The organism is Mycobacterium fragae, assembly GCF_002102185.1.
In the GTDB taxonomy this organism is placed as follows: domain Bacteria; phylum Actinomycetota; class Actinomycetes; order Mycobacteriales; family Mycobacteriaceae; genus Mycobacterium; species Mycobacterium fragae.
The window spans coordinates 49,199-72,265 of record NZ_LQOW01000008.1 but is presented as its reverse complement, the minus strand read 5'-3'; the positions used below and the strand labels follow the sequence as shown (position 1 = coordinate 72,265).

At 64.2% G+C, this 23,067-nt stretch carries 19 protein-coding genes and 1 pseudogene; 5 read left to right on the top strand and 15 right to left on the bottom strand.

Features of this window, described 5'->3' with window-relative positions; genetic code table 11:
- Genes AWC06_RS05765 through fabG form a run of 5 tightly spaced genes read right to left on the bottom strand, consistent with a single transcriptional unit; the run spans nt 1 to nt 5,049 of the window.
- Nucleotides 1-690, bottom strand: a complete 690-nt coding sequence (locus AWC06_RS05765; protein ID WP_085195293.1) for a GntR family transcriptional regulator — start codon at nt 688-690, stop codon at nt 1-3.
- Between the two features lie 2 nt (nt 691-692).
- Nucleotides 693-1,886, bottom strand: a complete 1,194-nt coding sequence (locus AWC06_RS05760; protein ID WP_085195291.1) for an acyl-CoA dehydrogenase family protein — start codon at nt 1,884-1,886, stop codon at nt 693-695.
- Nucleotides 1,887-1,898: 12 nt separating this feature from the next.
- On the bottom strand, nt 1,899-3,086 hold the full coding sequence (locus tag AWC06_RS05755) for a CoA transferase (protein WP_085195290.1): 1,188 nt from the start codon (nt 3,084-3,086) through the stop codon (nt 1,899-1,901).
- 2 nt (nt 3,087-3,088) lie between these two features.
- A complete protein-coding gene (locus AWC06_RS05750; protein ID WP_085195288.1) occupies nt 3,089-4,312 on the bottom strand; it encodes an acetyl-CoA C-acetyltransferase in 1,224 nt (407 codons plus the stop codon).
- Entirely contained in the window at nt 4,309-5,049 is a 741-nt protein-coding gene (fabG, locus tag AWC06_RS05745; RefSeq protein WP_085195286.1) for a 3-oxoacyl-ACP reductase FabG, read from the bottom strand. The genes AWC06_RS05750 and fabG overlap by 4 nt, the downstream gene beginning before the upstream one ends.
- 53 nt (nt 5,050-5,102) lie before the next feature.
- On the opposite strand from fabG, the gene AWC06_RS05740 reads away from it, so the two are divergent.
- Nucleotides 5,103-6,311, top strand: a complete 1,209-nt coding sequence (locus AWC06_RS05740; protein WP_085195284.1) for an acyl-CoA dehydrogenase family protein — start codon at nt 5,103-5,105, stop codon at nt 6,309-6,311.
- Nucleotides 6,312-6,363: 52 nt separating this feature from the next.
- Here AWC06_RS05740 and AWC06_RS05735 read toward each other — a convergent pair whose 3' ends face one another.
- The 10 genes and pseudogenes from AWC06_RS05735 to AWC06_RS05690 form a co-directional block, all read right to left on the bottom strand.
- A complete protein-coding gene (locus AWC06_RS05735) occupies nt 6,364-7,437 on the bottom strand; it encodes a phosphotransferase family protein (protein ID WP_085195282.1) in 1,074 nt (357 codons plus the stop codon).
- 99 nt (nt 7,438-7,536) lie between these two features.
- Nucleotides 7,537-7,916: pseudogene (locus AWC06_RS23550) on the bottom strand (maleylpyruvate isomerase N-terminal domain-containing protein).
- A gap of 28 nt (nt 7,917-7,944) precedes the next feature.
- Nucleotides 7,945-9,411 (bottom strand): adenylate/guanylate cyclase domain-containing protein, encoded by a 1,467-nt coding sequence (locus AWC06_RS05725; RefSeq protein WP_372458071.1) that lies wholly within the window; start codon nt 9,409-9,411, stop codon nt 7,945-7,947.
- 112 nt (nt 9,412-9,523) lie between these two features.
- Nucleotides 9,524-11,008, bottom strand: a complete 1,485-nt coding sequence (locus AWC06_RS05720) for an aldehyde dehydrogenase family protein (RefSeq protein ID WP_085195280.1) — start codon at nt 11,006-11,008, stop codon at nt 9,524-9,526.
- 182 nt (nt 11,009-11,190) lie between these two features.
- On the bottom strand, nt 11,191-12,408 hold the full coding sequence (locus AWC06_RS05715) for a cytochrome P450 (protein ID WP_085195278.1): 1,218 nt from the start codon (nt 12,406-12,408) through the stop codon (nt 11,191-11,193).
- The gene (locus tag AWC06_RS05710) at nt 12,408-13,388 is read right to left on the bottom strand and encodes an SDR family NAD(P)-dependent oxidoreductase (protein WP_085195276.1); all 981 of its coding nucleotides are present in this window, start codon (nt 13,386-13,388) and stop codon (nt 12,408-12,410) included. Before AWC06_RS05710 ends, AWC06_RS05715 begins: the two co-directional genes overlap by 1 nt.
- The gene (locus AWC06_RS05705) at nt 13,381-14,523 is read right to left on the bottom strand and encodes a spirocyclase AveC family protein (RefSeq protein WP_085195274.1); all 1,143 of its coding nucleotides are present in this window, start codon (nt 14,521-14,523) and stop codon (nt 13,381-13,383) included. Before AWC06_RS05705 ends, AWC06_RS05710 begins: the two co-directional genes overlap by 8 nt.
- Nucleotides 14,524-14,535: 12 nt before the next feature.
- Nucleotides 14,536-15,648 carry an ABC transporter substrate-binding protein gene (locus AWC06_RS05700; protein ID WP_085195273.1) on the bottom strand — a complete coding sequence of 371 codons (1,113 nt, stop codon included), beginning with the start codon at nt 15,646-15,648 and terminating at the stop codon, nt 14,536-14,538.
- Nucleotides 15,649-15,729: 81 nt separating this feature from the next.
- A complete protein-coding gene (locus tag AWC06_RS05695; protein WP_085195271.1) occupies nt 15,730-16,581 on the bottom strand; it encodes a CbbQ/NirQ/NorQ/GpvN family protein in 852 nt (283 codons plus the stop codon).
- 143 nt (nt 16,582-16,724) lie between these two features.
- On the bottom strand, nt 16,725-18,374 hold the full coding sequence (locus AWC06_RS05690) for a nitric oxide reductase activation protein NorD (protein WP_085195269.1): 1,650 nt from the start codon (nt 18,372-18,374) through the stop codon (nt 16,725-16,727).
- A 134-nt stretch (nt 18,375-18,508) separates the two neighbouring features.
- Between AWC06_RS05690 and AWC06_RS05685 the strand changes: the two genes are divergently transcribed.
- From AWC06_RS05685 to AWC06_RS05670, 4 genes are all read left to right on the top strand, one after another.
- Nucleotides 18,509-19,666, top strand: a complete 1,158-nt coding sequence (locus tag AWC06_RS05685) for an acyl-CoA dehydrogenase family protein (protein WP_085195267.1) — start codon at nt 18,509-18,511, stop codon at nt 19,664-19,666.
- Nucleotides 19,663-20,751 (top strand): acyl-CoA dehydrogenase family protein, encoded by a 1,089-nt coding sequence (locus tag AWC06_RS05680; RefSeq protein WP_085195265.1) that lies wholly within the window; start codon nt 19,663-19,665, stop codon nt 20,749-20,751. The genes AWC06_RS05685 and AWC06_RS05680 overlap by 4 nt, the downstream gene beginning before the upstream one ends.
- Nucleotides 20,752-20,888: 137 nt before the next feature.
- On the top strand, nt 20,889-21,536 hold the full coding sequence (locus tag AWC06_RS05675) for a nitroreductase family protein (protein ID WP_085195263.1): 648 nt from the start codon (nt 20,889-20,891) through the stop codon (nt 21,534-21,536).
- A 129-nt stretch (nt 21,537-21,665) separates the two neighbouring features.
- Nucleotides 21,666-22,985 (top strand): TetR/AcrR family transcriptional regulator, encoded by a 1,320-nt coding sequence (locus tag AWC06_RS05670; RefSeq protein ID WP_085195261.1) that lies wholly within the window; start codon nt 21,666-21,668, stop codon nt 22,983-22,985.
- Nucleotides 22,986-23,067: the final 82 nt, after the last annotated feature.

Below are 23,067 nucleotides of genomic sequence, written 5' to 3'. Positions count from 1 at the left end.
TTATCCGCGCGGGTGGCTCGCTCCGTCTACTACCCCGTGCTCGATCAGATGGTCTATCAATGGTGCTGCGCCGGCGGCCAGATGCTCGGACATGGCTTTGCGGGCTAGCTCGTCGTCGTGTTTCTCCAACGCCGCCAATACCCGGCGATGGTCTTTTATCGATTGGTCGGGCCAGCCGGCGATAATGGGAAATACCGATTCTGGTGCGTAGCGGGTGATCTGTGACATCAGCTGGGCGAGCTTCGGTGAGTCAGCGGCAACGTTGATGGCGCGGTGGAATTCGTGGTTGAGACGCACAGCGCGTTCACCGTCATCGTTGGCATAGGCCTCCTCGAGGAGGACCTGGATGGCCTTGAGTTCGCGCAACTGATCCTCGCCGATGTTGATCGCGGCCCGCGCGGCGAGCTCTCCGCCGACGTGTGCCTGCACATTGGCGACATCGGCGAGATCGCGTCCCGTCACCGGCAACACGACAAAGCCGCGCCGTGGTTGCTGAGCGAGGAGCCCCTCGGCGCGCAGTTCGAACAACGCCTCACGCACTGGCGTGACACTGATACCCAATTCCGCGGCGAGCTGCTCCAGACGAACATACTCCCCGGCGGAGTAGGTGCCGTCGAAAATTCGCTTGCGGACGTAGCGGGCGACGTCCTCGGACAACTGCGGCCGTGTGGCGAAATCCGGAATGCTCACAGTCAAATCCGATACTCGGCGAGCAGCCGCTTGCTGATGATGGACTTCTGGATTTCGCTCGTTCCCTCACCGATGAGCAGGAACGGGGCATCGCGCATCAGCCGCTCGATCTCATACTCCTTGGAGTAGCCGTAGCCGCCGTGGATGCGGAAACTCTGCTGGGTGACCTCCGAACAGAATTCGCTGGCAAGGTATTTGGCCATGCCCGCGGCGAGGTCGTTCCGCTCGCCGGAATCCTTCAACCTTGCGGCGTTGACCATCATCAGATGCGCTGCTTCGACTTTGGTCGCCATCTCGGCGAGCTGGAACGCGATGGCCTGGTGTTCGGCTATCGGCTTGCCGAAGGTGTGGCGCTGCTGGGCATAGCGTGCCGCTAGCTCGAACGCGCGGATGGCGACACCACAAGCTCTTGCCGAGACGTTGACCCGGCCGACTTCGATGCCGTCCATCATCTGGAAGAAACCCTGTCCGGGCACACCTCCGAGGATGTCGTCGGCGCCTGCCACATACCCGTCGAAGATGAACTCGGTGGTGTCAATTCCCTTGTAGCCCAATTTGTCGAGCTTGCCGGGTATCACCAGGCCTGGTGCTACCTCGCCGAAGCCGGTCGGTTTCTCGATGAGGAATGCGGTCAGATTGCGGTGTGGTGTTTCTGCTCCCTCGTCGGTGCGTACCAGCACCGCCACCAAGGTAGAACTACCGCCGTTGGTCAACCACATCTTCTGGCCGGTGATGGTGTAGGTGCCGTCGGGGTTGCGCGTCGCCCGGGTGCGGATCGCGGCGACGTCGGAGCCCAACTCCGGCTCGGACATCGAGAAGGCACCGCGAACTTCGCCGGTTGCCATGCGTGGCAACAGGTTCTGCTTTTGCGCATCGGTGCCGTGCTGGCGCAACATGTAGGCGACGATGAAGTGGGTATTGAGTACTCCCGAAATGCTCATCCAGCCGCGGGCCAGCTCTTCGACGCACAGCGCATAGGTCAGCAGCGACTCGCCCAGGCCGCCGTATTCTTGCGGAATCATCAGACCGAAGAGGCCCATCTCCCGCATCTGGTCCACGATGGCCTGCGGATAAGTGTCCGTCCGTTCGAGTTCGGGTGCGCTGGGAATGATCTCCTTCTCGACGAATTGGCGCACTGTGGCGATGATCTCGGTCTGGAATTCGGTCAGATCAACTGTCTGGGCGAGCTTGGTCATTGCCTACCTCTCTTAACCGGCAATCGTCTTCGCGCTTGTCAGCCGCTCGATGTCGCTAGCAGTCAGCCCCAGGCGATCCATGAGCACGTCGGCGGTGTCACCGCCCAGCATGGGTGCGGGCTTAGCCGCGGGATGCGTGCCGTCGAAAACCGTCGGCAGCCCCGGCGCGAGGTAGTCACCAAGTCCGTCTTGGTGCAACGATGAGAACAGTGGATTCGCCGTCACCCGTTCATCTTCGGCGGCCTGTGCGAAGGTCCGATAGCGCTCGAACAACACGGTGGTGGCGGACAGCGCTTGAGTGATCTCCTCGGCAATGTGCTCGGCGAACCATGTCGCGAATAACCCGCTCAGCACGTCGCGGTATCGGTAGCGGTCGCCCTCGTCGCTGAAGTCCGCGCCGAGTGACTCGGCGAGCGCCGAGACCGCCGCGCCGGTACCCGTCACCTCGACCAGGTCGCGGAAGTGGCGCGACGTCAGCGTGACGACCATGAACGAGACGCCGTCGCGGCTGGTGAAGTCTTGACCGTACTGGCCATAGATCGCATTGCCGAGGCGTTGGCGTTCGGTGCCGTTCACCTGAGGCTCGGTCAGCCAACCCAGGTTGCCCGCGGTGGCCAGCGCGACATCCTCGAGCGCGATGCTGATGTGGGCGCCCGCGGCGGACCGGTCGCGTCGTCGCATCGCGGCGACCACGGCCAGCGCCGCGTAGAGGCCGCAGCAGACATCCCAGGCCGGCAGCACATGGTTGATCGGGCCGGCATGGTTCGCGGGACCGGTAACCATCGGGAATCCCGTTGCCGCGTTGACCGTGTAATCCACCCCGGTGGACCCATCGCCGCGGCCGAGCAGCTGAACATGGATGACATCGCCGCGTAGCGCGGCGAGCTGCTCATACGACAGCCAGGACAAGCCCGCGGCGTTGGTCACCACGATGCCGTCACCCTCGACGATCAGCCGCCGCACCAGGTCCTGCCCTTCGGTTGAGCGCAAATCGATGGTGGCCGAACGCTTTCCCTTGTTCAGACCGGTCCAGTAAATCGACGTACCGCTCGCCGCCAGGGGCCAGCGACGAACGTCGGACGCGCCGCCGATGGGATCGACACGTATCACCTCGGCGCCGAGTTGGCTCAAGGTCATCCCGCACAGGGGTGCCGCGACGAAGCTGGAAACTTCGATGACGGTGACATCGGCCAAGGGCATGTTCACTGGGAGTCGACCCGCTCGAAGACCGCGGCAAGGCCTTGTCCGCCGCCGATGCACATGGTTTCCAGCCCGTAGCGCCCCCCGCGGCGATTGAGCTCGCGCGCCAAGGTGGCCAGCATCCTGCCGCCGGTCGCGCCGACCGGATGACCAAGCGAGATTCCTGAGCCGTGTACGTTCGTCCGCTCCCGGTCGGCGGCGCCAAACCCCCACTCCCGCATCACGGCGAGGACTTGCGCGGCGAATGCCTCGTTGAGTTCGATGAGGTCGATATCGCTCAATTGCAGCCCGGCTTTGGCCAGTGCGATCTCGGTCGCGGGCACCGGACCGATCCCCATGACGTCCGGCGGTACCGCCGCGACGCCCCATGACACCAGCCGGACCAGTGGGCTCAGTCCCAGTGCGTCGGCTTTTTCCCGCGTCGTCACCACACACATCGATGCGGCGTCGTTTTGTCCACTGGCGTTGCCTGCCGTTACTGTGGCGTCTGGGTCGTTGGCCAGCAGAACGGGTTTGAGCTTGCCCAACGATTCCATTGTCGTGTCGGCACGCGGATGTTCGTCGGTGTCGATCCGCTCCTCGCCGCGGCGGGTACGCACCACAACCGGAATGATTTCCTCGGCCAGGATGCCGTCCTTCTGCGCCGCGACCGCGCGCTGGTGTGATGTCACCGCGAGTTCGTCCTGCTCGTCGCGCGAAATGTTGTATCGCCGTCGCAGATTCTCCGCGGTCTCCAACATCCCGCCGGGCACCGGGTAGTGGCGACCGCCGGCGGTGGTACGTCCGCGGGCCAGCCCGTCGTGCACCCGCACACCGGTGCGGGCACCGCCCCAGCGCATGTCGGTGGAATAGAAGGCGACGTTGCTCATGCTCTCAGTGCCGCCGGCGACGACGAGATCGCTGTCGCCGCTGGCGACTTGCAGAATCGCTTGGATGACCGCCTGCAAACCTGATCCGCAACGGCGGTCGATCTGCATACCGGGAACCGTGACCGGCAGACCGGAGTCCAGAGCGACCACGCGCCCGATTGCGGGCGCCTCACTGCTGGGATAGCAGTGCCCCAGAATGACGTCCTGCACCGATTCTTTCGGTATACCAGTCCGATCCAGTAGTCCTTTGAGTGCAGCGACGCCGAGGTCGACGGCGGTCTGCGACTTGAACATTCCGCCATAGCGCCCGATCGGCGTTCGCACGGGCTCACAGATCACGGCCTCGCGCGTGCTCACATGAACCTCCCGCCGGTCACCTCGAGCACCGTCCCGGTCATATAGGAAGACAAATCGGAAGCCAGGAACAACGCGACGTTGGCGACCTCGGCCGGTTCCCCGGCTCGGCCCATCGGCACCTCGGCTACCTTTTCGTCCCAGATGCGTTGCGGCATGGCCTCTGTCATGGCGGAGCGGATCAAGCCGGGCGCTATTGCATTCACCCGAACGCCGAGGTGAGCGAGTTCCTTGGCGGCGGCCTTGGTCATGCCGATGATCCCGGCCTTGGCCGCCGAGTAGTTTGTCTGACCGACCAAACCGACCTTGCCCGATAGCGATGACATGTTCACGATCGCGCCGCGTTTGTTCTCGCGCATGATCGCCGCCGCCTTGCGGGTGCCGTTCCAGGTGCCCTTCAGATGCACGGCGATCACTTGGTCGAACTGCTCTTCGGTCATCTTGCGCATGGTCGCGTCGCGGGTGATGCCGGCGTTGTTGACCATGATGTCCAGACCACCGAACCGCTCGACGGCGGTCCCGACGAGGCCATCGAGGTCGGCCGCGGCCGTGACATCGCAGCGCACCGCCAAGGCGATGTCGTCGCCGCCGAGCCGTTTCGCAGCGACCTCGGTCGCCTCGAGATTGACGTCACCGAGTACCACCCGCGCGCCCTCGGCAACGAATCGCTCCGCTATAGCGAAACCGAGTCCCTGCGCACCGCCAGTGACGACAGCGGTCTGACCGTCCAGCAACGACACCTGATCACCATCCTCGCGTCGACCTCCTCGATTTCAGACATCCTATTTCATATATGATCGGCCTCTGCAGCCCGGGCCGGAAGGAGCGTGGATCAGTGACCACCGCGGTCGACGACGACGATTTCCAGCACATCCTCGCTCAGACCCGCCAGTTCGTCCGCACCGCAGTCATGCCGCGGGAACAGGAGATTCTGGACCAGGACCGAGTTCCGGATGATCTTCGGGACCAGGCCAAGAAGATGGGATTATTCGGCTACGCCATTCCGCAGGAGTGGGGTGGGCTCGGTCTGAACTTGGCTCAAGATGTCGAGCTGGCAATGGAATTGGGCTATACCTCGCTGGCGCTGCGCTCGATGTTCGGCACCAACAACGGCATCGCCGGTCAGGTGTTGGTCGGATTCGGCACTGACGAGCAGAAGGCTCGTTGGCTGGAAGCGATGGCCGTTGGAGACGTAGTCGCTTCCTTCGCATTGACCGAGGCCGGCGCCGGATCGAACCCGTCGGGATTGCGCACCAAAGCGGTTCGCGACCAAGGCGATTGGGTGATCTCTGGGGAGAAGCGCTTTATCACCAACGCGCCGGTTGCCGATCTGTTCGTGGTCTTCGCGCGCACCCGGCCAGCTGACGACGCGGGTCCCGGCATCGCCGTATTCCTGGTTCCGGCGGACACCGCGGGCGTCGAGGTCGGGGCCAAGGACGCCAAGATGGGCCAAGAAGGCGCATGGACCGCCGACGTCAGTTTCACCGACGTCCGCATGCCGGCCGGCGCGCTGATCGGCGGCAGTGAAGACATCGGCTATCGAGCGGCGATGACTTCACTGGCGCGCGGTCGGATCCATATCGCCGCACTCGCGGTGGGAACCGCGCAGCGTGCACTCGACGAGTCGGTAACCTATGCCGCCACCGCCACGCAGGGCGGAACGCCGATCGGTAATTTTCAGTTGGTGCAGGCGATGCTCGCCGATCAGCAGACCGGGGTGATGGCCGGGCGGGCCCTGGTTCGTGAGGCCGCTCGGCTATGGCTCACCGATGAGGACCGCAGAATCGCGCCGTCGGCGGCGAAGCTGTTCTGCACCGAGATGGCCGGCAAGGTCGCCGATCTCGCTGTGCAGATTCATGGCGGCAGTGGCTACATGCGCGAGGTGCCGGTGGAGCGGATCTATCGTGACGTTCGGCTGCTGCGGCTCTACGAAGGCACCAGCGAGATTCAGCGCCTGATCGTCGGGTCGAATCTGGTCAAAGCGGAGCAACGTCGGCACTAACACTGTGGCGAGCGTGCGTGTCTGTACGCCGACAGCCGATGACGCTGGCATTTTATGCACGCTCGCGGCAGAGGTCGAGGGTGTCGACGTCACGGATCGCCCGGCAGCCGCGGCTCAGCATGGTCAGCACCATGTCGTCGCCGCGGTCGGTGGCGGTGGCGAACGCGAATCCCAGCGCCGAGATCAATAATGCTTGCGGCATGCCGAGTCGGTAATCACGCCAACAGGTTTCGCGGTCGTAGTCCGTCACGCCGTAACTCAGCACTGCCCGGTGGTACTCGTCGACGAGGTCTTCCTCGATCGCTGAGCGCAGTTCCGGCTGGAGACTGGTCGCGGTGAAGTAGGCCAGGTCCCGTGCGGGCAGCCCGACGCCGAGCGTCTGCCAATCCACCACCGTGACCCGAGTCGCGTCGGGATAGAACAGCATGTTGTCGAGACGGTAGTCGCCATGGAGCAGCGCGAACCGATCCTGCTCGGCAAGCAGCCATGGCGTCACCAAACCCATTGCCGTGGTGAAGGTCTCACGGTCGACGGTGCTCATGCGGTCGCCGAGCTTATCCAGCGTGATGTCGGCGCTCATCCGCGCGACCTCGCCGAGGCCCTTGGCCGACGCCTCGTCCGGTCGCGCGAAGGCGATGCCGGGAAAATCCAGCCAGACGGGATCACACCAGCTCGGCCCGTGCAGGCCGGCTAGGGCTGTGACGGCTAGCCGCGCCTCCTGCTCACCGCAGCCCGCGATTTGGTCACCCTGCGCCGCCGGCGCCTGGTCGGCCAGCAGCAGCGCATAGTCAAGAGCGTCATCGCTGATCTCGCAGTAGAAGCAGTGCGGCGTCGGCACCCGCACCCGGTCGGCGACGGCGGCATAGAAGGCGCATTCACTGCGGTAGCCGATGGTCACCCGGTCGCGCACAGTGTCGTCCTGGGCAGGCAGCTTGATCACGAAGTTGTCCGGCAAACGACCCGGATCTGTCGCATACCTGGCCGACACTCGGTACGTGGCCCCGGTTTGTCCGGTGCCGATGGCGGCGACGTCAACCCCGGTCACCACCACCGGTGTGCCATGACTACTGAGTACAGCGGAAAGCCATTCAGGAGTGACGTCACCCGGGTATCGGGGAATGGACATCACGTGCCTCCGGGTGTCACCAGTACTCGGACGATCACGCCCGACCGACTCGACAACTGTAAGCCATACGGGAAAGGGGGCTGCGGACCGGCTATCGGGTCAAGGCCTCTGCGTCCCGGGCGGTTCAGCCGTGGAGAGCCGATCACGCAACAGCGGCAATCCGGGTCCCTCGAGCGTGTGAAGCAGAGCCGGACGGCCGGCGGCGCTCATCATCAAGGCGGCGACTGGTCCCCGGATCTCGGCTCCTTTACCCCAGGACCGCTCAATGTCTGTGCTGCGTAGAGAAATCCCCCAAAGGCGGCCCAGCGGCACGAAGCCAAACGGCCACGGTCCGGTCAGGAAGGCGCTGCCACGGTCTTGATGTCCCAACCGGCACACAGGCTCGGCGTCGACAGCTGCGCATCATCGAGACTCTCGAGCACGTCCGCAATCCGGCGTCGCTCGTCCGCGACCGCGGCAAAGACAAACTGCCGGTCCACTTCCACCATTGCCAGCTCCAATATGCGTTTAGCTCTTGGTCACCGGTATCCAGACGTGGGTGGATTCGGAGCGGCCACGGAGCACGATGTCACCATGTTCGACCCAGTTCCGGCGCTCGTCGGGGTCGGCTCGGTCAATCGCGGCGGCTGAGCACACGATCCGCCCGTCCAACGTTTTGGCGAAATCAGCCAGCCGCGCGGCCTCGTTGACCGGGTCACCGATCACCGTGTATTCATAACGGTTTTCGGCGCCGATGTTGCCCGCGAACACCTTCCCCGCTGAGACGCCTATGCCGAAATCGACCAGCGCTAGCCGGCCCAGCTGGCTGCGCAGGTCGCATGCGGTGGCCAACGCGGCCGATGCCGCACTGTCCGACGGCAGCGGCGCACCGAACACCGCCAGCGCGGCGTCTCCCTGGAACTTGTTGATGAACCCGTTCCGCTCGTCGACAGCGCTGACGACAATTCGGAAGAAGTCGTTCAACACCCCGGCAACGTCTTGTGGCGGACGGCTCGCGGCCAACGTCGTCGAACCTACCAAGTCGATGAAAAGGATTGCCGCGTCCCGTACATCTCCCGACAGCGAGGTGCCCTGTTCGAGGGCGCGACGGGCCACATCAGCTCCGACATGACGACCGAACAGATCACGCAACCGGTCACGTTCGGCGATACCGGCAACCATTCGGTTGAATCCGCTTTGCAAACGCCCGATTTCAGAGCGCTCATACACCCCGACGTACGTATCGATCCGGCCCCGCTCGACCTGCGCCATCGCGTCGACGACTTCTCGTACCGGGTCCGAAATCGAGCGGGAGGTTAGGATCATCGCCGGGAGACCAATAAGCACCGCGGCGAGCGTTACCACCAGAATGGGCATCTCAACCGACACGTCCTTATGAATGATCCAACCGTTTGATCGAATGACAACCATCGCCGCGATCGCCGCGCATGGCAGCCCGCTGCCCACCAACCACATGCCCACCAGCCGGGTGAGCACGCGTGGGGCCATCACAACGCCTTCAGAGCCCTGGGTCGCTGCGAGTAGAACCGGGCGAAGAGAAGATTGGGTAAGCAGCAAACCAAGGCTCGCTGCCGCCGTCCCGCCGAAGACGATCGCCAGCAAGGTCGGGACGACAAGCGCCACAGCTCTATCAAGGTTCAGCAGAAGGAACGCAACGCCGCTTACCGCCCACGTCGCCGCCAGGATCCTCGACTGCCGGCCGTAAAGGGCCATCGCCGCCCGCCGTTGATCAGCATCCGGCTGCTGCCCGCGGACAAACCACCGCAGGACCGGAGCGAGGTTCAGCATGCCGGCCACCGCGACGGCGACGGTTCCCAGAACGACGATGATCGCGACGGTCGCCACACTCTTCGCAGTCGAGTATCCGTGCGGCCCGATGACGATCTGGCCGCGAAGAGGTATCACTATGGTGGCAGCGTCTGCGATACCAATCAGGTGGGCGCCTGCCAGCCCCGCCGCATAGCGGATCGACAACCGACGGGAAGCCGTCACCTGCGCCTTGGTCACGGGAACAACGTAGCCGAGCGACGGCAGGGCTCACCTCGCCCGTCGGCTCGCAGCTAACCCGACGAACCGGGCAAGCCCCTCACCCAGTCGGATATCCCACCGACTTGATCTCGGTGTATTGGTCGAATCCGGCCACACCGTTCTGGCGGCCCACTCCACTTGCCTTGTATCCGCCGAACGGTGTGTCGGCGCCGTACGGAGCGCCACCATTGACGCCGATGAAGCCGGCTCGCAGCCGCCGCGCCACCGCCAGCGAATGCTCGAGCGAACCCGACATGACGTTTCCGGCCAATCCGTACACGCTGTCGTTGGCAATCCGGATCGCGTCTTCCTCATCGTTGAACGGGATGACAGCCAGCACTGGGCCGAAGATCTCCTCCTGGGCGATCGTCATGGAATTGTCGACGTCGACGAAAAGGGTTGGCCTGACGTAGAACCCCTTGTCGAAACCGGTGGGCGCATCCGGACCACCGACCAGAGCGGTGGCGCCCTCTTCGACTCCCTTGTTGATGTAGCTCAGCACCCGCTTGCGCTGCTTGTCCGAGATCACCGGACCGCACAAGGTTCCCGGATCCTGCGGATCTCCCGGCATGACGTTCTCGTAGATGCTCTTGAGGATCGCCACGCCCTCGTCGTAGCGAGACCGCGGCAGCAACATTCGGGTCGGGTTGGCACAGCCCTGCCCGGCGTGCATACATGGCGCGATGCCGATCGCGCAGGCCAGCCCGAAATCGGCGTCTTCTAAGACAATGGTGGCCGACTTGCCGCCGAGCTCGAGGAACAGCCGCTTCATCGTCGCCGCGCCTTTTTCCATGATTCGTTTCCCGACTGCGGTCGAGCCGGTGAACGAGATCAGATCAACTTTCGGCGACAAAGTGAGTTCCTCGCCCACCAGGTGATCCGACGCGGTGACGACGTTGACCACACCCGGTGGGATATCAGTCTTTTCGGCGATCAGACGGCCCAGGCGGGTCGCATTGAACGGAGTGTCCGGCGCGGGCTTGAGCACCACTGTGTTGCCGGTGGCAAGCGCCTGGCCGATCTTGTTGATGGTGACCTCGAACGGGAAGTTCCACGGCACGATCGCACCGACCACCCCAACCGGTTCCCGCCATACCTTGCGCGCAGTCAGGGTGCCGGTAAGGCTGATCGTCTTGTCGCCCAAGTCGGTTTCCCAGGGATACTCGTCGATCAGCTTGGCGGGATAGCGCAGCCCGTCCTCCAGCGGAGCATCCAGCTGGGGACCGAACGTAATTGCCCGGGGGGCGCCGACTTCGAGGATGAGCTCTTCCCGTAGCTCTTCCCGCTCGGAGTCGATGGCCTCGTGCAGCTGCAGCAGGCAGCGCTGACGCAACGCGCGGTTGGTCGACCAGTCGGTCTCGTCGAAGGCCCGCCGGGCGGCGTCGATGGCCCGGTGCATATCCTCCTTCGACGCGTCGGCGACCTCTCCGACCGCCTCCTCGGTTGCCGGGTTGATGTTGGTGAAGGTGCCGGCCTGGCCGTCGACCAACTTGCCGTCGATCATCATCTTCGGCTCGAAGCGGACCTTTACAGCCTCAGTCATGCCTGTTCAGCTCTCTTTGGACGAGGCGCTGGTCAGAGCGCCGGGATACAGGACGGCGATCCCCAGAGGGGTCACCCTATGGAGAGCCTTACTGGAAACTAGCCGATTGGCAATAAGCAACCTGCGCGGGCCGACGGGAGTGACGGCCCGTTCATCGAGTCGAGGTTTGCTCAACGCCACTCCTACTGGGGATCGAACAGCACCGGCAGCGAGGTCGGCGACCTGAAGACCTGTCCGCGGATATGCGGATCGTCGCCGTCGGGGTCCATCCGCAGGTTCGGCAGCCGGTCCAGCAGCAGGTTGATGGCGGTGCGCATTTCCAGCCGTGCCAGGTGCATGCCGAGGCAGACGTGCACGCCGTGGCCCCAGGCGAGATTCGGCTTCTGCTGTCGGTGAATGTCGAACGTGTCTGGATCGGGGTAACGATCCTCTTGCCGGTTCGCCGAGCCCAGCATCGGCATCACCGTCGCGCCGGCCGGGATCGCCACCCCGCCGAGTTCGGTGTCGCGGGTCGCCACCCGGGTGATGGTCAGCAGCGGCGGTTCCCAACGCACGCCCTCCTCGATGGCTTGCGGCAGCAGCGAGCGGTCCGCGCGGATGGCGTCCAATTGCGCCGGATCCGACAACAGCCCGAAGAGCAGGCTGCCCAGCGCCCGGTAGGTCGTCTCCACCCCGGCGGGCAGCAGCAGACGCAGGAAGGAGTAGATCTCCTCGTCGGCGAGCTTTTCTCCGTCGATCTCGGCCGCGGCGAGCGCGCTGATCAGATCGTCCTTTGGCTCGGCGCGCCGGGCCTCGAGGATCGGTGCGAAGTAGTCACACAGGGCAGCCGAGGCCGCAAGCCCGCGCTCGGGGTTCATCAGCCAACTCAGCAACGAGATTGACCACCGCTGGAACTGTGGGTAGTCCCTCTCCGGCAAGCCCAACAGGCCCGCAATGATCTGGCTCGGATAGTCGAAGGTGAACTCCTTCACCAGATCTGCCTTGCCGTTGGGGGCGAACTTGTCGATAAGACTGTTTGCGACGCGGCCAACCAATTCGTCTTGCCAGCGCGCCAACGACTTCTGCGAGAAAGCCTTCGACACCAACGAACGCAACCGGCCGTGGATTGGCTCATCCATGCCGAGCATCACGCCTTCACCCAGCACCGGACCGAAGGCGGCGATGACGGCCGACGACGAAAACGTCTCGTTGTCGCGCAGCATCTGCTGGATGTCCTCGTGGCGATACACGATGAACATCGGCAGCGATTCCTCGTGGGGAAGTGCTCCCGATGTCTCGAGTCGCTGCACCGGCTCCTCACGGCGGATCCGCGCCAGTTCGGTGTAGGGGTCACGCACGTCACCGGAGATGGCGTCGTCGAAGGCGCCGAAGTCCTCCAGGTCGTCGAAAAGCTGTTCCATCACTGCTCCTTAACGTCGCTCTTTCGGCTCGCCAGGCGCTGCAACACCGGCTTCGGCAATATCCGCGCGGCAAGGACCATCGCACGTTGGGCCGCCGTCAATGGCCACGCCCCGTTCCGCATCGCGCCCTGTCGAGGGATGCCCAACACGATCCGCGACACGTGATGCATGCCCGACGCCGGAAGGATCCGGTTGGCTGCCAACAGCATCGAGGCCTCCAGTCCAACGCCGCGACGCCGGAACGGCTTGGTGTCGGCCAGCGCCTTCACAAGTCCGCCGGTGAACCGCTCGGGTGGCCTGGCAAGACGCATCGCGAGCGGGTGGCGGGTGTCTATCGTGCTGTGCAGCCGGACGTACGGGCCTTCGAAGTTGCGGTTGTCGGTCATGCCCGCGTCGGTGATGATGTCGGTGTCGTAAAAGCCAGCGACCAAGACGGTGACCCCGAGGCCGAAGGGGGCGATCTCGCACGCCATCGACTCCCCCCAGCGCTCCAACGCTCCCTTTGCCGCCGAATACGCTGCGGTGACCGGCTGACCGCGCACGCCGACCGCGCTGGATACCAGGACGATTCGCCCCTCCCCCGCCGCCCGCATTGATGGCAGCAGAGCCTGAGTCAATGCGACCGGGCCGAGAACGCTAGTGGCAAACATCTGCTGCCACAACGCCGTATCGATCTCCTCCACCATCCCGGCGACGTAGATCCCGGCGTTGTGCACGAGTGCGTAGGGCGCCCCGACGGCTTCTTCGATTGCCTTTGCCGCCGCGGCTACCGACGCTGAGTCCATCAGGTCGAGCTGCACTCCGATCAGCCGATCGTCGTCGTCCGCGGCTCCCGTCGCCTCCCGGAGCAGCAGCATCCCCTTCTCGGGCGTGCGCATCGCCGCGACCACCCGCCAACCTTCGCGGTAGAGGCGAACTGTCGAGGCGAAGCCCAGACCGCGGGAAGCGCCGGTGATGACGACGCTGCGAGGCTCACCCATTCTTGCTCGGGGTTGCACAGGGACCTTCGCCAGGCGGTGGCGGCTGCACATCGGGTCGGCCATTCGGCTCCCCGCTCGCCCACGTTGACCAGATACCGACGGAATAGGGTCCTTGAGCGCCGGCCTTCTCGTAATAACCCTGCGGGTCATACACTTTGGCTTCCGGATAGGGCCACGGGCAGGCCACCGAAGTCGCCGCATGGCTGACCTTGATGACCCAGAACCACCCACCGTAGGCGAAGTACGACACGTTGATGATGGCGAACATCACCAGGAAGGTGCCGAGCACCGGACGCGCGGGGAAGATCTTCGCTTTCGCTGCAAGCTTCTCCGCCACCGACTTCCCGGTGTCATCCCGGTAGCAGAGGATCGCCGCGGGCACCATCACGAAGGTCACCGACAACGACTCCCAGATCAGCGGGAACTGGAATGTCGTGCCGGTGAATACCGAGCCCCACGGAATGACCTGCGAGTAGATGTACATGCCCCAGTGGATGAGAGTGTTCTCCAAAAACGCATCGAAAACAAAGCCGATCACGAGGACGAGAAGGCCCAGGCTGACCAGCGGGTGGCGCGACACGAACGACGTAGGCCCGTATTTGGCCTGGAGCTTCCGCAGAATCCAGACCCCCGGGAAGTAGGGCCCGAAATAGAACATCACGTAGCCGAACACCACGAACGGTTCGACGGTCGGCGACAACGACACCAGCGGCCACGACTCCGGCCAGTGAACGAGGTCAGGGTTGTAGACCGCGAACGGCGACCAGTTCATGATCGGGTCCTGCCACACGATCAGCGTGGTGCACAGGAACATCAGCATGACCGGACTGCCCGGATTGCGGCGCCAGCCTCTGATGAACACCAGCAGCAGCACGATCAGCGCCACCACGGTGGCACTGTCCAGGAATGTGATGTAGTCCAGGCCGAAGCTGAATTTCACCGGTCGTGGTCGGCCGTGCACGTTCGGGTTGGCGACACGCGGGTCGAGGGCCACGCGGCAGTTCGCGATGAAGAACAGCGTGAAGGCGGCCAGCGCGGCACCGGCGATCCAGCCACCCCAGCCACGTCTTTCGGCTCGCTTCGGGGATGCCGGTTTCTGTTCCGCGGCAAGCGGTGCGGATTGCTCAGTACTCATTTCTCGTCGGCCTTACTCTCCGAAGCGACCGACCAAGTGCGAATTGATGCCGTCGGCATCGAGGGTCCGTGCCACCAGATAGCCCGCGCCCATCCACGCACGCCGTGTCCATTTGCCGAACGAGACTCGGGTACCGGGGGCGCCGGAGGCGGCAGGCATCATCTTCACCCGCTCCAGTGCCTCTTTCACTCCCCGCGGACTGAGCGGGTGTGCGTCGGTGAACGCGCGGACCAGTGTCGCGGCCACGTCACGGTTGACCACCGGCACGCAGTACTCGGGGCGCCTGCCGTCGTACTTCTGCGCGTAACGGTCCAGGAATTCCTGGCCGATTCGATTCTCTTCGTCGTACTGATCGACTCCGACCCAACCCATGAACGCGTTCCACATGATCGGATTCACCCAGGCATTCTGGAAAGCGGTAGTCGTGAATCGTGGCGGGTCCCAATCGACCGCCTCCAATGCAGGGTTGATGAACACGATCCCGAAGCCGAAGCCCAAGTGCACGATCCCTTCCGCCTTTGCATCGTGCAGGGTGCAGACAGCTTCATTGATGTCCTGAGCGGTTTGGGCGATGGCCGCTTCCGCGACGATGCGAATGCCCTTGCGACGGCATGCACTTCGCAGATTCTTCAGGTAGCTCTCACCGATCAGATTCTGCTCGACAAGGACTCCGATCTCGGAGAGCCCGCGTTTGGCGACGAGGTCCGCGATGAAGATCGGCTCGTCGGTCATCGAACCCTGTGGAAACGAGAAGGTCCACTCGCCGAGCCAGTCGTCGGTCCCGGTGACGGCGATGGCCGGCACCTTGAACCGCTCTTCGATCGCCTCACGTGTCGGCACGCAGTTGTCGGTGATGTGTGGGCCGAACACGACGAGACACCCCTCGTCGACCAGTTCCCCGAAAGCGTCGATCACCGCTTTCACCGAACCTTTGGGCAAGCCCTCCACCTCGCGATAGACCATCTGAACGGGACGGTCCATCAGCCCCTGCTCGACGGCCTCCTCGAAGACGAGGTCAAAGCACCGGGTGAAGTCCGCCTTCATCTCCTCGGGAAACATCGGCGGCAGCGTGAAGTCCATCAGGTAGCCGACCTTGATCGGCTCTGCGCTGCTTTCGTAGGACATCTGACCTCCCGGGTGGCGAACTCACGCGCCCGATGCAAGACCTAATATTTGTTCAGACCCTAGCGGGGGCGATATGCAGAATCAATCATCGGGTCCATCCGGCCCGCCCAGATAAATCTCGATCATCTCGTTGAGGCCGTTGCCCACATCCACGTCGTCCGTGAGCGGCCCGGCGATCGCAGCTCGAGCCGCATCCCACAGGGGCAGGCCCTGTGCGACAAGCTTGCCCGCCGCGATGAGCACGCGGGTTGACGCGACCTCACGCAACCCACCGGTTTCCAGCCGGCGGATAGCCTGTCCGAACCGCACCAGTTCGGCTGCGGTAGCGTCGTCCACGTTCGCCTCGTGAGCAACGATTCCCTCTTCGACATCGGCTGCGGGGAAACCGAATTCGATGGCTACCATCCGCTGACGTGTCGAATCTTTCAGATCTTTGAGCACACTCTGATAGCCGGGGTTGTAAGACACCACCAGGCCGAATCCGGGCGCCGCGTCCAAGGTGACACCGAGCCGTTCGATGGGTAGCTGCCGCCGGTGGTCGGCGAGCGGGTGCAGCACCACGGTGGTGTCCTGTCGCGCTTCCACCACTTCGTCGAGGTAGCAGATCGCGCCCTCGCGCACCGCCCGGGTGAGCGGCCCGTCCACCCATACCGTCTCGTCACCCTGCAGCAGATATCGGCCGACCAGGTCCGCTGTGGTGAGATCGTCGTGGCAGGCTACGGTGATCAGCGGCCGGCCGAGATCGTAGGCCATCGCCTCCACGAAGCGGGTCTTGCCGCAACCCGTCGGGCCCTTTAAAACGACTGCCAAACCCTGCTGGTATGCCGCCTTGAAGACGGCTTCTTCGCTGCCGATCGCCTGGTAGTAAGGCCGTACCGCCTTCGCCTCGTAGCTCAGGCCGATCCGGTGAACGAGTCCGGACTCGTTGGCCATGGCTTCCCTTCCGCAGCTTTGCTTGGGAGCCTAACCGGAACAGATGTTTGTTTCAAGTCTGGTCACTAGCGCGCTCGGGACGCCGCTGCACCAACTGCGTTCTGGCACATGGCATCAGCTCAAATCCGCGACAACGAAGTTCGTCATGACACCCTCCGGCGGACCTCCGCCGAGCGCAGCGCGGACCGAAAGAGCGGTCCGATCACACCAGCGAGTTGATCTGGTCGGGCGATCGTCGCATGCGCAGTGCTACCGAAGACGCGGCGCAGCGATTGCACGTCGGTTCCCGCGCCAATCGTCAGACACACGCAACCCGTGCCGCGACGGCGGGCTTCGATCAAGGCGCGTCGCGCATCCGCCGCACCGTAGGCCCGCTCGTACCCGTGGTCGTATGCGAGCCCGTCCGAGAGCACCACCAAGAGCCGCCGTGACGTACCGCCGCGTGCCTCCAAGACCGCCGACCCGTGGCGGATAGCCGCACCGAGGCGGGAATACGCGCCGGGTTCGAGGCTGTTCAGCCGCTTCATGATTCGGGAGTCGAGGTGATCGTCGAAGCGTTTGACCGGAACCATGCTCACCGCGCGCCGGCCTTGCGAGTAATAGGCGTAGAGCGCGACCCGGTCGCCCAGGTCGTTTAGTGCAACGGCGAGATTAGCGACCGCCGCACGTTGTTGTTCGTGCACCGTCCGCCCCACCGTTCCGGGCTCGCCCGCCGAGCCCGAAACATCGAGGAGAAGCAGCACCGACAGGTCCCGCTGGCGCCGCAGGCTGTCGAGATACACCGCCTCCTCGGGCACCGACCCGGCCAACACCTCGACGCGCGCCTCAACCGCTGCGTCGATATCGATGTCGTCACCCTGCGACTGGCGGTGGCGGCGATACAGTCCCATCCCAAGCCGCGACAGCGGGCGCCGCATGCCAATGGCGTCGTCGATCGCATGCGTTGCCGATGCTTTGATCTGCGGCTCGACCTCGCGCACAGTGCACCACGCGGGCCGGTAGCTCTTGCGTGTGACGTCCCATTCCGGATATGTCAGGTCGGCGCCTTCGGCTTCGTGATCCTCGGCATGCCCGCTCGAGGTTGAAGCCAGCGACGCAACGGCATGTATACCGCGATTGGCTGAATTCGTCCGATGCGTCGGGGTATCCGCGCCGGGCGGTCCGCCGCCGCTACCGGTTTGTCGGGCCGAAGACAGCATCTTCTTCAGCCACTTTCCGATGAAGCCGCCTCCGCCAACCGGGCTGGTGAACATATCAGGATCGTCGGAATCGTCGATCGCGTCGCCATTGAGTTCATCTAATTCCGTCGCGGCGCGGCCACGCGGAACATGTCGGGGTTCTTCCTGGTCCTGTTTCTTGGCCGCTCGGGAACACGCCGCCAGTACCTTCGCCGCTCGGATCACGCCGAATTCCGGCGCCTGGTCGTCGATCGCTACCCGCCCTTCGGCGATTTTCAGCGAAGCGGCAGGTGAGTCGCTGCGGCTCGCAATGTCGCGGTTGCCCACCGACGCCAAAATGCCTGGCAGCAGGTAGCTATTGAGGACCAATGCGCGGTGCGCCTCGACCGCCAGATAACGCCGTGCCAGCCGCGGTCGGCGAACCAGGGAACGCAGGACGGCGGGGTCCAGGCTGCCGGCCGCGATCATCGAGGCCTGTACGGCGACGGCTTCGAGTTTCGCCCGCGCTCGCGCGGAAGGATCGATGTAAATCGTCTGGCCGTCAGTCCACGGGGGTTGACCCGGTTGCAGTTCGGCAACCGCCACCGCCCGGCCCGCGAGTGCGCAGCCGATCATGCCCAAAGCCTGCAGCTGGTTGCCAGGAGCGTCGCTTGGCACGCTCCACCTCCAGGGTCCTCGTTGACCAAATATCTGTTCCAACGTAAAGTCCCGCTTGGTCACAGTCAATTGCGCGAAGTCGACAGGAACACGTGGATTTCTCCTACCCACGCGAGATAGAGCAGTTCCGCAAGGAGCTGCGAGCTTGGCTGGCCGCCAACCTGACTGATGACGTTGTGACTGCCGGCCGACGGCGCGGCAAGGATGACGCCTCGTTCGCCACCCTTCGGGACTGGAACGCGACGATGGCCGGCGCCGGGTGGGCAGCGGTGTCGTGGCCGCGCGAGTACGGCGGACGTGGGGCGACGGTGCTCGAGCAGTTGGTGTACGCCGAGGAAACCACCCGTGCCCGAGTGCCGATACCGCTCAACGTGATCGGGATGAACAACATTGCGCCGGCGATCATGCAGTACGGAACCGAGGCACAAAAGCGCACGCTTCTCCCGCGCATGATGCGAGCGGACGACATCTGGTGCCAAGGCATGTCGGAGCCCGAGGCGGGCTCGGATCTCGCCTCGCTGCGTAGCCGGGCCGTCCGGGACGGCGATCATTTCGTTGTCAACGGGCAGAAGATCTGGACCTCGCTGGGCTACCGCGCCGACTGGTGTCAGCTTTACGTGCGCACCCAACCGGATGCCCCGAAGCACAAGGGCATCTCCTGTCTGATCGTCGACATGTCGTTGCCCGGCATCGAGGTCCGGCCGCTCGTCACGCTCAACGGCGACGCCGACTTCGCCGAAATGTTCTTCAACGACGTACGCGTGCCCGCGAACGCATTGCTTGGCCCGCTGAACGGAGGCTGGCAGATCGCCACTACAACGCTCAGCCATGAGCGAGCCGGCGCAGCGCGCCTCTACACCGAAATGCGGGTGCGACTCGAGGAGTTGGTGGCAGACCTCGCCGACATCAAGATCGACGGTCGGCCCGTGCTGGAAGACCCCGCGACACTGCGGAGGCTTGGCGAAATCGCGCTGCGCATCAAGTATCTCGAGGTGCTGTGCCAGCGGTCGATCTCAGCCACACTTTACGGCGGTGACGCCTTCGGATCGGCGAGCCTGGCCAAGACGATCTGGGGTGAGGTCGGCCAGGACATCGCCGCGCTGGCCTTCGATTTGCTCGGGATGCTCGATGCCGGTCGTCGGTGGGCGGACTATCGGTTGACATCGCGGTCGCTCACCATCGCGGGCGGGACTACGCAGATCAACAAGAACATCACCGCACAGCGCGTTCTCGGGTTGCCGCGCTCATGAACCTGGAGCTGACCGACGAGCAGCTGGCGCTGCGCGACACTGTGCGACGGTTCCTCGCCGACAAGGCGTCGATCGCCCGGCATGTTCGCCCGCTGCTCGAGGATCCCGTCGGCACGACCGAGACGGTTTGGCGCGGCCTGGCCGACCTCGGGACCACGGGTTTGCTTGTGCCTCAGGAATACGACGGCGCCGGCACGACGATGGTCGAGGCCGGCATCGTCCTCGAGGAGCTCGGCGCCGGCCTTTACCCCGGGCCGTGGCTCTCCAGTGCGGTCGCCGCGACACGCGCGCTGACTCGGTTCGGGGCCGATGGCAGCGCTGCCGCCGAGCTTTTCACCGGGATAGCCGACGGCTCGACAACCGCTACAGTCGGCCCGCTCGGTGGCATTCACCCAACGGTCGACGACGGCGCCGTGTTGCATGGCGAGATCAACGGCATATTCGACGTGGCCGCCGCCGACGTCATTCTCGTACTGGCTGATGACCGCGGCAGCACTGGGCTTTTCGCGGTGAAGACATCAGCGGGCATCGATGTCACGCCGCAGTCCGGAATCGACCAGACCCGCAAGCGGTTCCGGGTAAATCTCAACGACACGCCGGCGCAACGCCTCGCCACCGCGCCGCCGGATGCCGTCGAGGCACTGGTCGACGACGTGGTGGTTGCCTGGGCCGCTGATGCGCTCGGTGCCGCACGGGCGGTCATGGATTTGGCCGTCGAATACGCCAAAGTGAGGCGGCAATTCGGCCAGCCGATCGGTGCGTTCCAGGCAGTCCAGCATCTGTGTGTCGACATGTATGAGACGGTCGAGCTCGCTCGCAGCGGCGTGATGCATGCACTGTGGGCAGCCGATTCCGCGGACCGCGAAGAGCGGCATTTGGCCGCCATGCGGGCCAAGGCATTCGCCGGCAGGCTGGCCACCGTCGGTGACGTCGCGATCCAGGTGTTGGGCGGCATCGGTTACACCTGGGAGCACGACGCTCACCTGTACCTCAAGCGACTGCTGAACTGGAGCGCGTTTCTCGGAGGGCCCGACCGCTATCTCGAAGAACTCGGCACGCAGTTCGCACGCGCCGTTCTGCAGTGAGCAAACAGGAGCCTTCATGATCGACTTCACCGGGCAGGTGGCCATCGTCACCGGAGCGGGTCGCGGTTCCATCTTCGAAGAAGCCTTCGCCGTGCGGGCCCGGCTCGGCGTCGACGTGTTTGCACAGTGACGTAATCATGGACATCGAGCAGCTCCTGACCACCACGCGATCGGCGCGAAAGTCGCTCGATCTTGAGGCGCACGTCGACCCCGGTGATATCCGTGAGTGCCTCCGACTCGGGTTGCAGGCGGCGAACGGCTCCAATCAACAGTCGTGGCGCTGGCTCGTCGTCGGTGATGCGGGACTGCGGCAAAAGCTGGCAGTGCTATACCGCGATGCCTACCTGCGCAGGGTCGGCGGGCAGATGCTCGCCGAGCTGATCCCAGGGCACAGCCCCGAGGGCAGGCTCATGTCGTCGACCGAGTGGCTGGTCGAGAACATGGCCAAGGTGCCGTTGCTGATAATCCCGTGCTACGAACCGCATCTGCCGCGCATCGACGGCGACGAATCCTTTTACCAGGCAACCCTTTACGGGTCGATCTTTCCGGCGGTATGGAGCTTCCAACTGGCGCTGCATGCCCGCGGATACGGGACCTGCATCACGACGCTGCACCTCCATCACGAGGACGCCGTGCGGGAACTGCTCGAGATCCCGGAAACCTACCGCCAGGGTTGTCTGCTTCCGGTGGGCCGGCTCCGCGCGGGTCACACCTTCCGGCCGGCCCCGCGGCGTCCGCTGAACGAGGTCGTCGCCGTTGACGGCTGGCACGGCGCGCATCTCTAACACCGGGCGAAAACACAGCAGGCTGGTAGCGTTAAACCAAATATTGGGTCGGTGGTCTCGATGGGCGGCCATGGAGGTGTCGTGGGGCTTCAGCAACCATCCGACGGTTCAGCCGCCGGAGACCCGCACATGACGCCGCGCACACGAGGTGCTTCCCGAAAGATCTTCGACCTAGCGGACCGCCGCCCGAGTGCATATGAGGACGGCACCCGTCGAACCGAGATCCTGCAAACGGCAGAGTCGTTGATTGCCACTTCGGGTTTGCGTACCTCGCTGCAGGAGATCGCCGATGCGGCGGGCATTTTGCCCGGAAGCCTGTACCACCATTTCGAGTCCAAAGAAGCGATCCTCGTAGAGCTGGTCCGGCGATATCACGCCGATTTGGACCGCATCGGCGAGATTGCCCACGAGAGGCTGGACCAGCCCGCCTCGCGTCCCGTCGCTGACGACATCGTCGAGCTTGGAGCTGCGATCGCGCGCTGCGCGGTGCAACATCGTGCCGCCCTGCAGATGTCGTTCTATGAAGCGCCGAGTGCGAACCAAGAGCTGGTGGCACTGCTCAAAAAGCCGCCCACCGCGGTGCAGCAAGCGATGCTGCAAACGCTGCGCGCCGGTAGGTGGAGTGGCTACGTCAGACCCGACATCGATCTGCCCACGCTGGCGGACCGGATCTGCCAGACCATGATGCACGTCGGGCTCGACATCATTCGGCATACTGCCGCAGCGGACCAGACGGCGGGGGTCTTGTGCCGCATCATGTTGCAGGGCCTCGCCAGTAGCCCGCCCGGCGACCAGGAGCTGAATCGCTCCAGCGCTTTCGCAGCAGCCGAGGCGGCGATCAAGACATGGAGCGACGAGGGTAGCTCCGACCCCAACGACAAAGCCGCCCATGTCCGCGCGGTCGCACGAGCCGAGTTCGGCCGAAAAGGCTACGAAGTCACCACCATCAGGGATATCGCGGCGGCGGCGGGCCTGGGCACGGGGACTGTGTACCGGCTGATTGGTTCAAAAGACGAACTGCTCGCGTCAATCATGGAGTCGTTCGGCAAGAAGGCCGGCGGTGGATTTGCCAGCGTACTTCGCACGGATGCCACACCGGTCGAGAAGCTAGACGCGCTGAGCTGGGTCAACATCAACGCGTTGGATCAGTTCCCCGATGAGTGGAAGATCCAGCTGGCGTGGATGCGCCAGTCTCCGCCTGACACGCCAAATCCGGGATTGGCGTTCATCATGCGATTGCGGCAACTCAGAACGCTGTTGTCCGAAGGGATCCGATCGGGGGACCTTCGGGTTGATGGTTCCCCGTCGCTTGCAATGCTGTCGCGCTGCGTGATGGATCTCTTGTGGATGCCGGAAAACATCGTGCGGGCCCAGGGAACTCGGGCGGCGCTGATCAATGCCCGCGACACCGTGGTGCGTGGCGTCGCCGACCGCGGCGCTCGCAAGTAGCCGCCTATCGCTTGGCACTTCTTGTACCAAATATCTGTTCTATATAGAGTGCTTCCGAGCCGTACTGCTGGCGGCGCAAGAG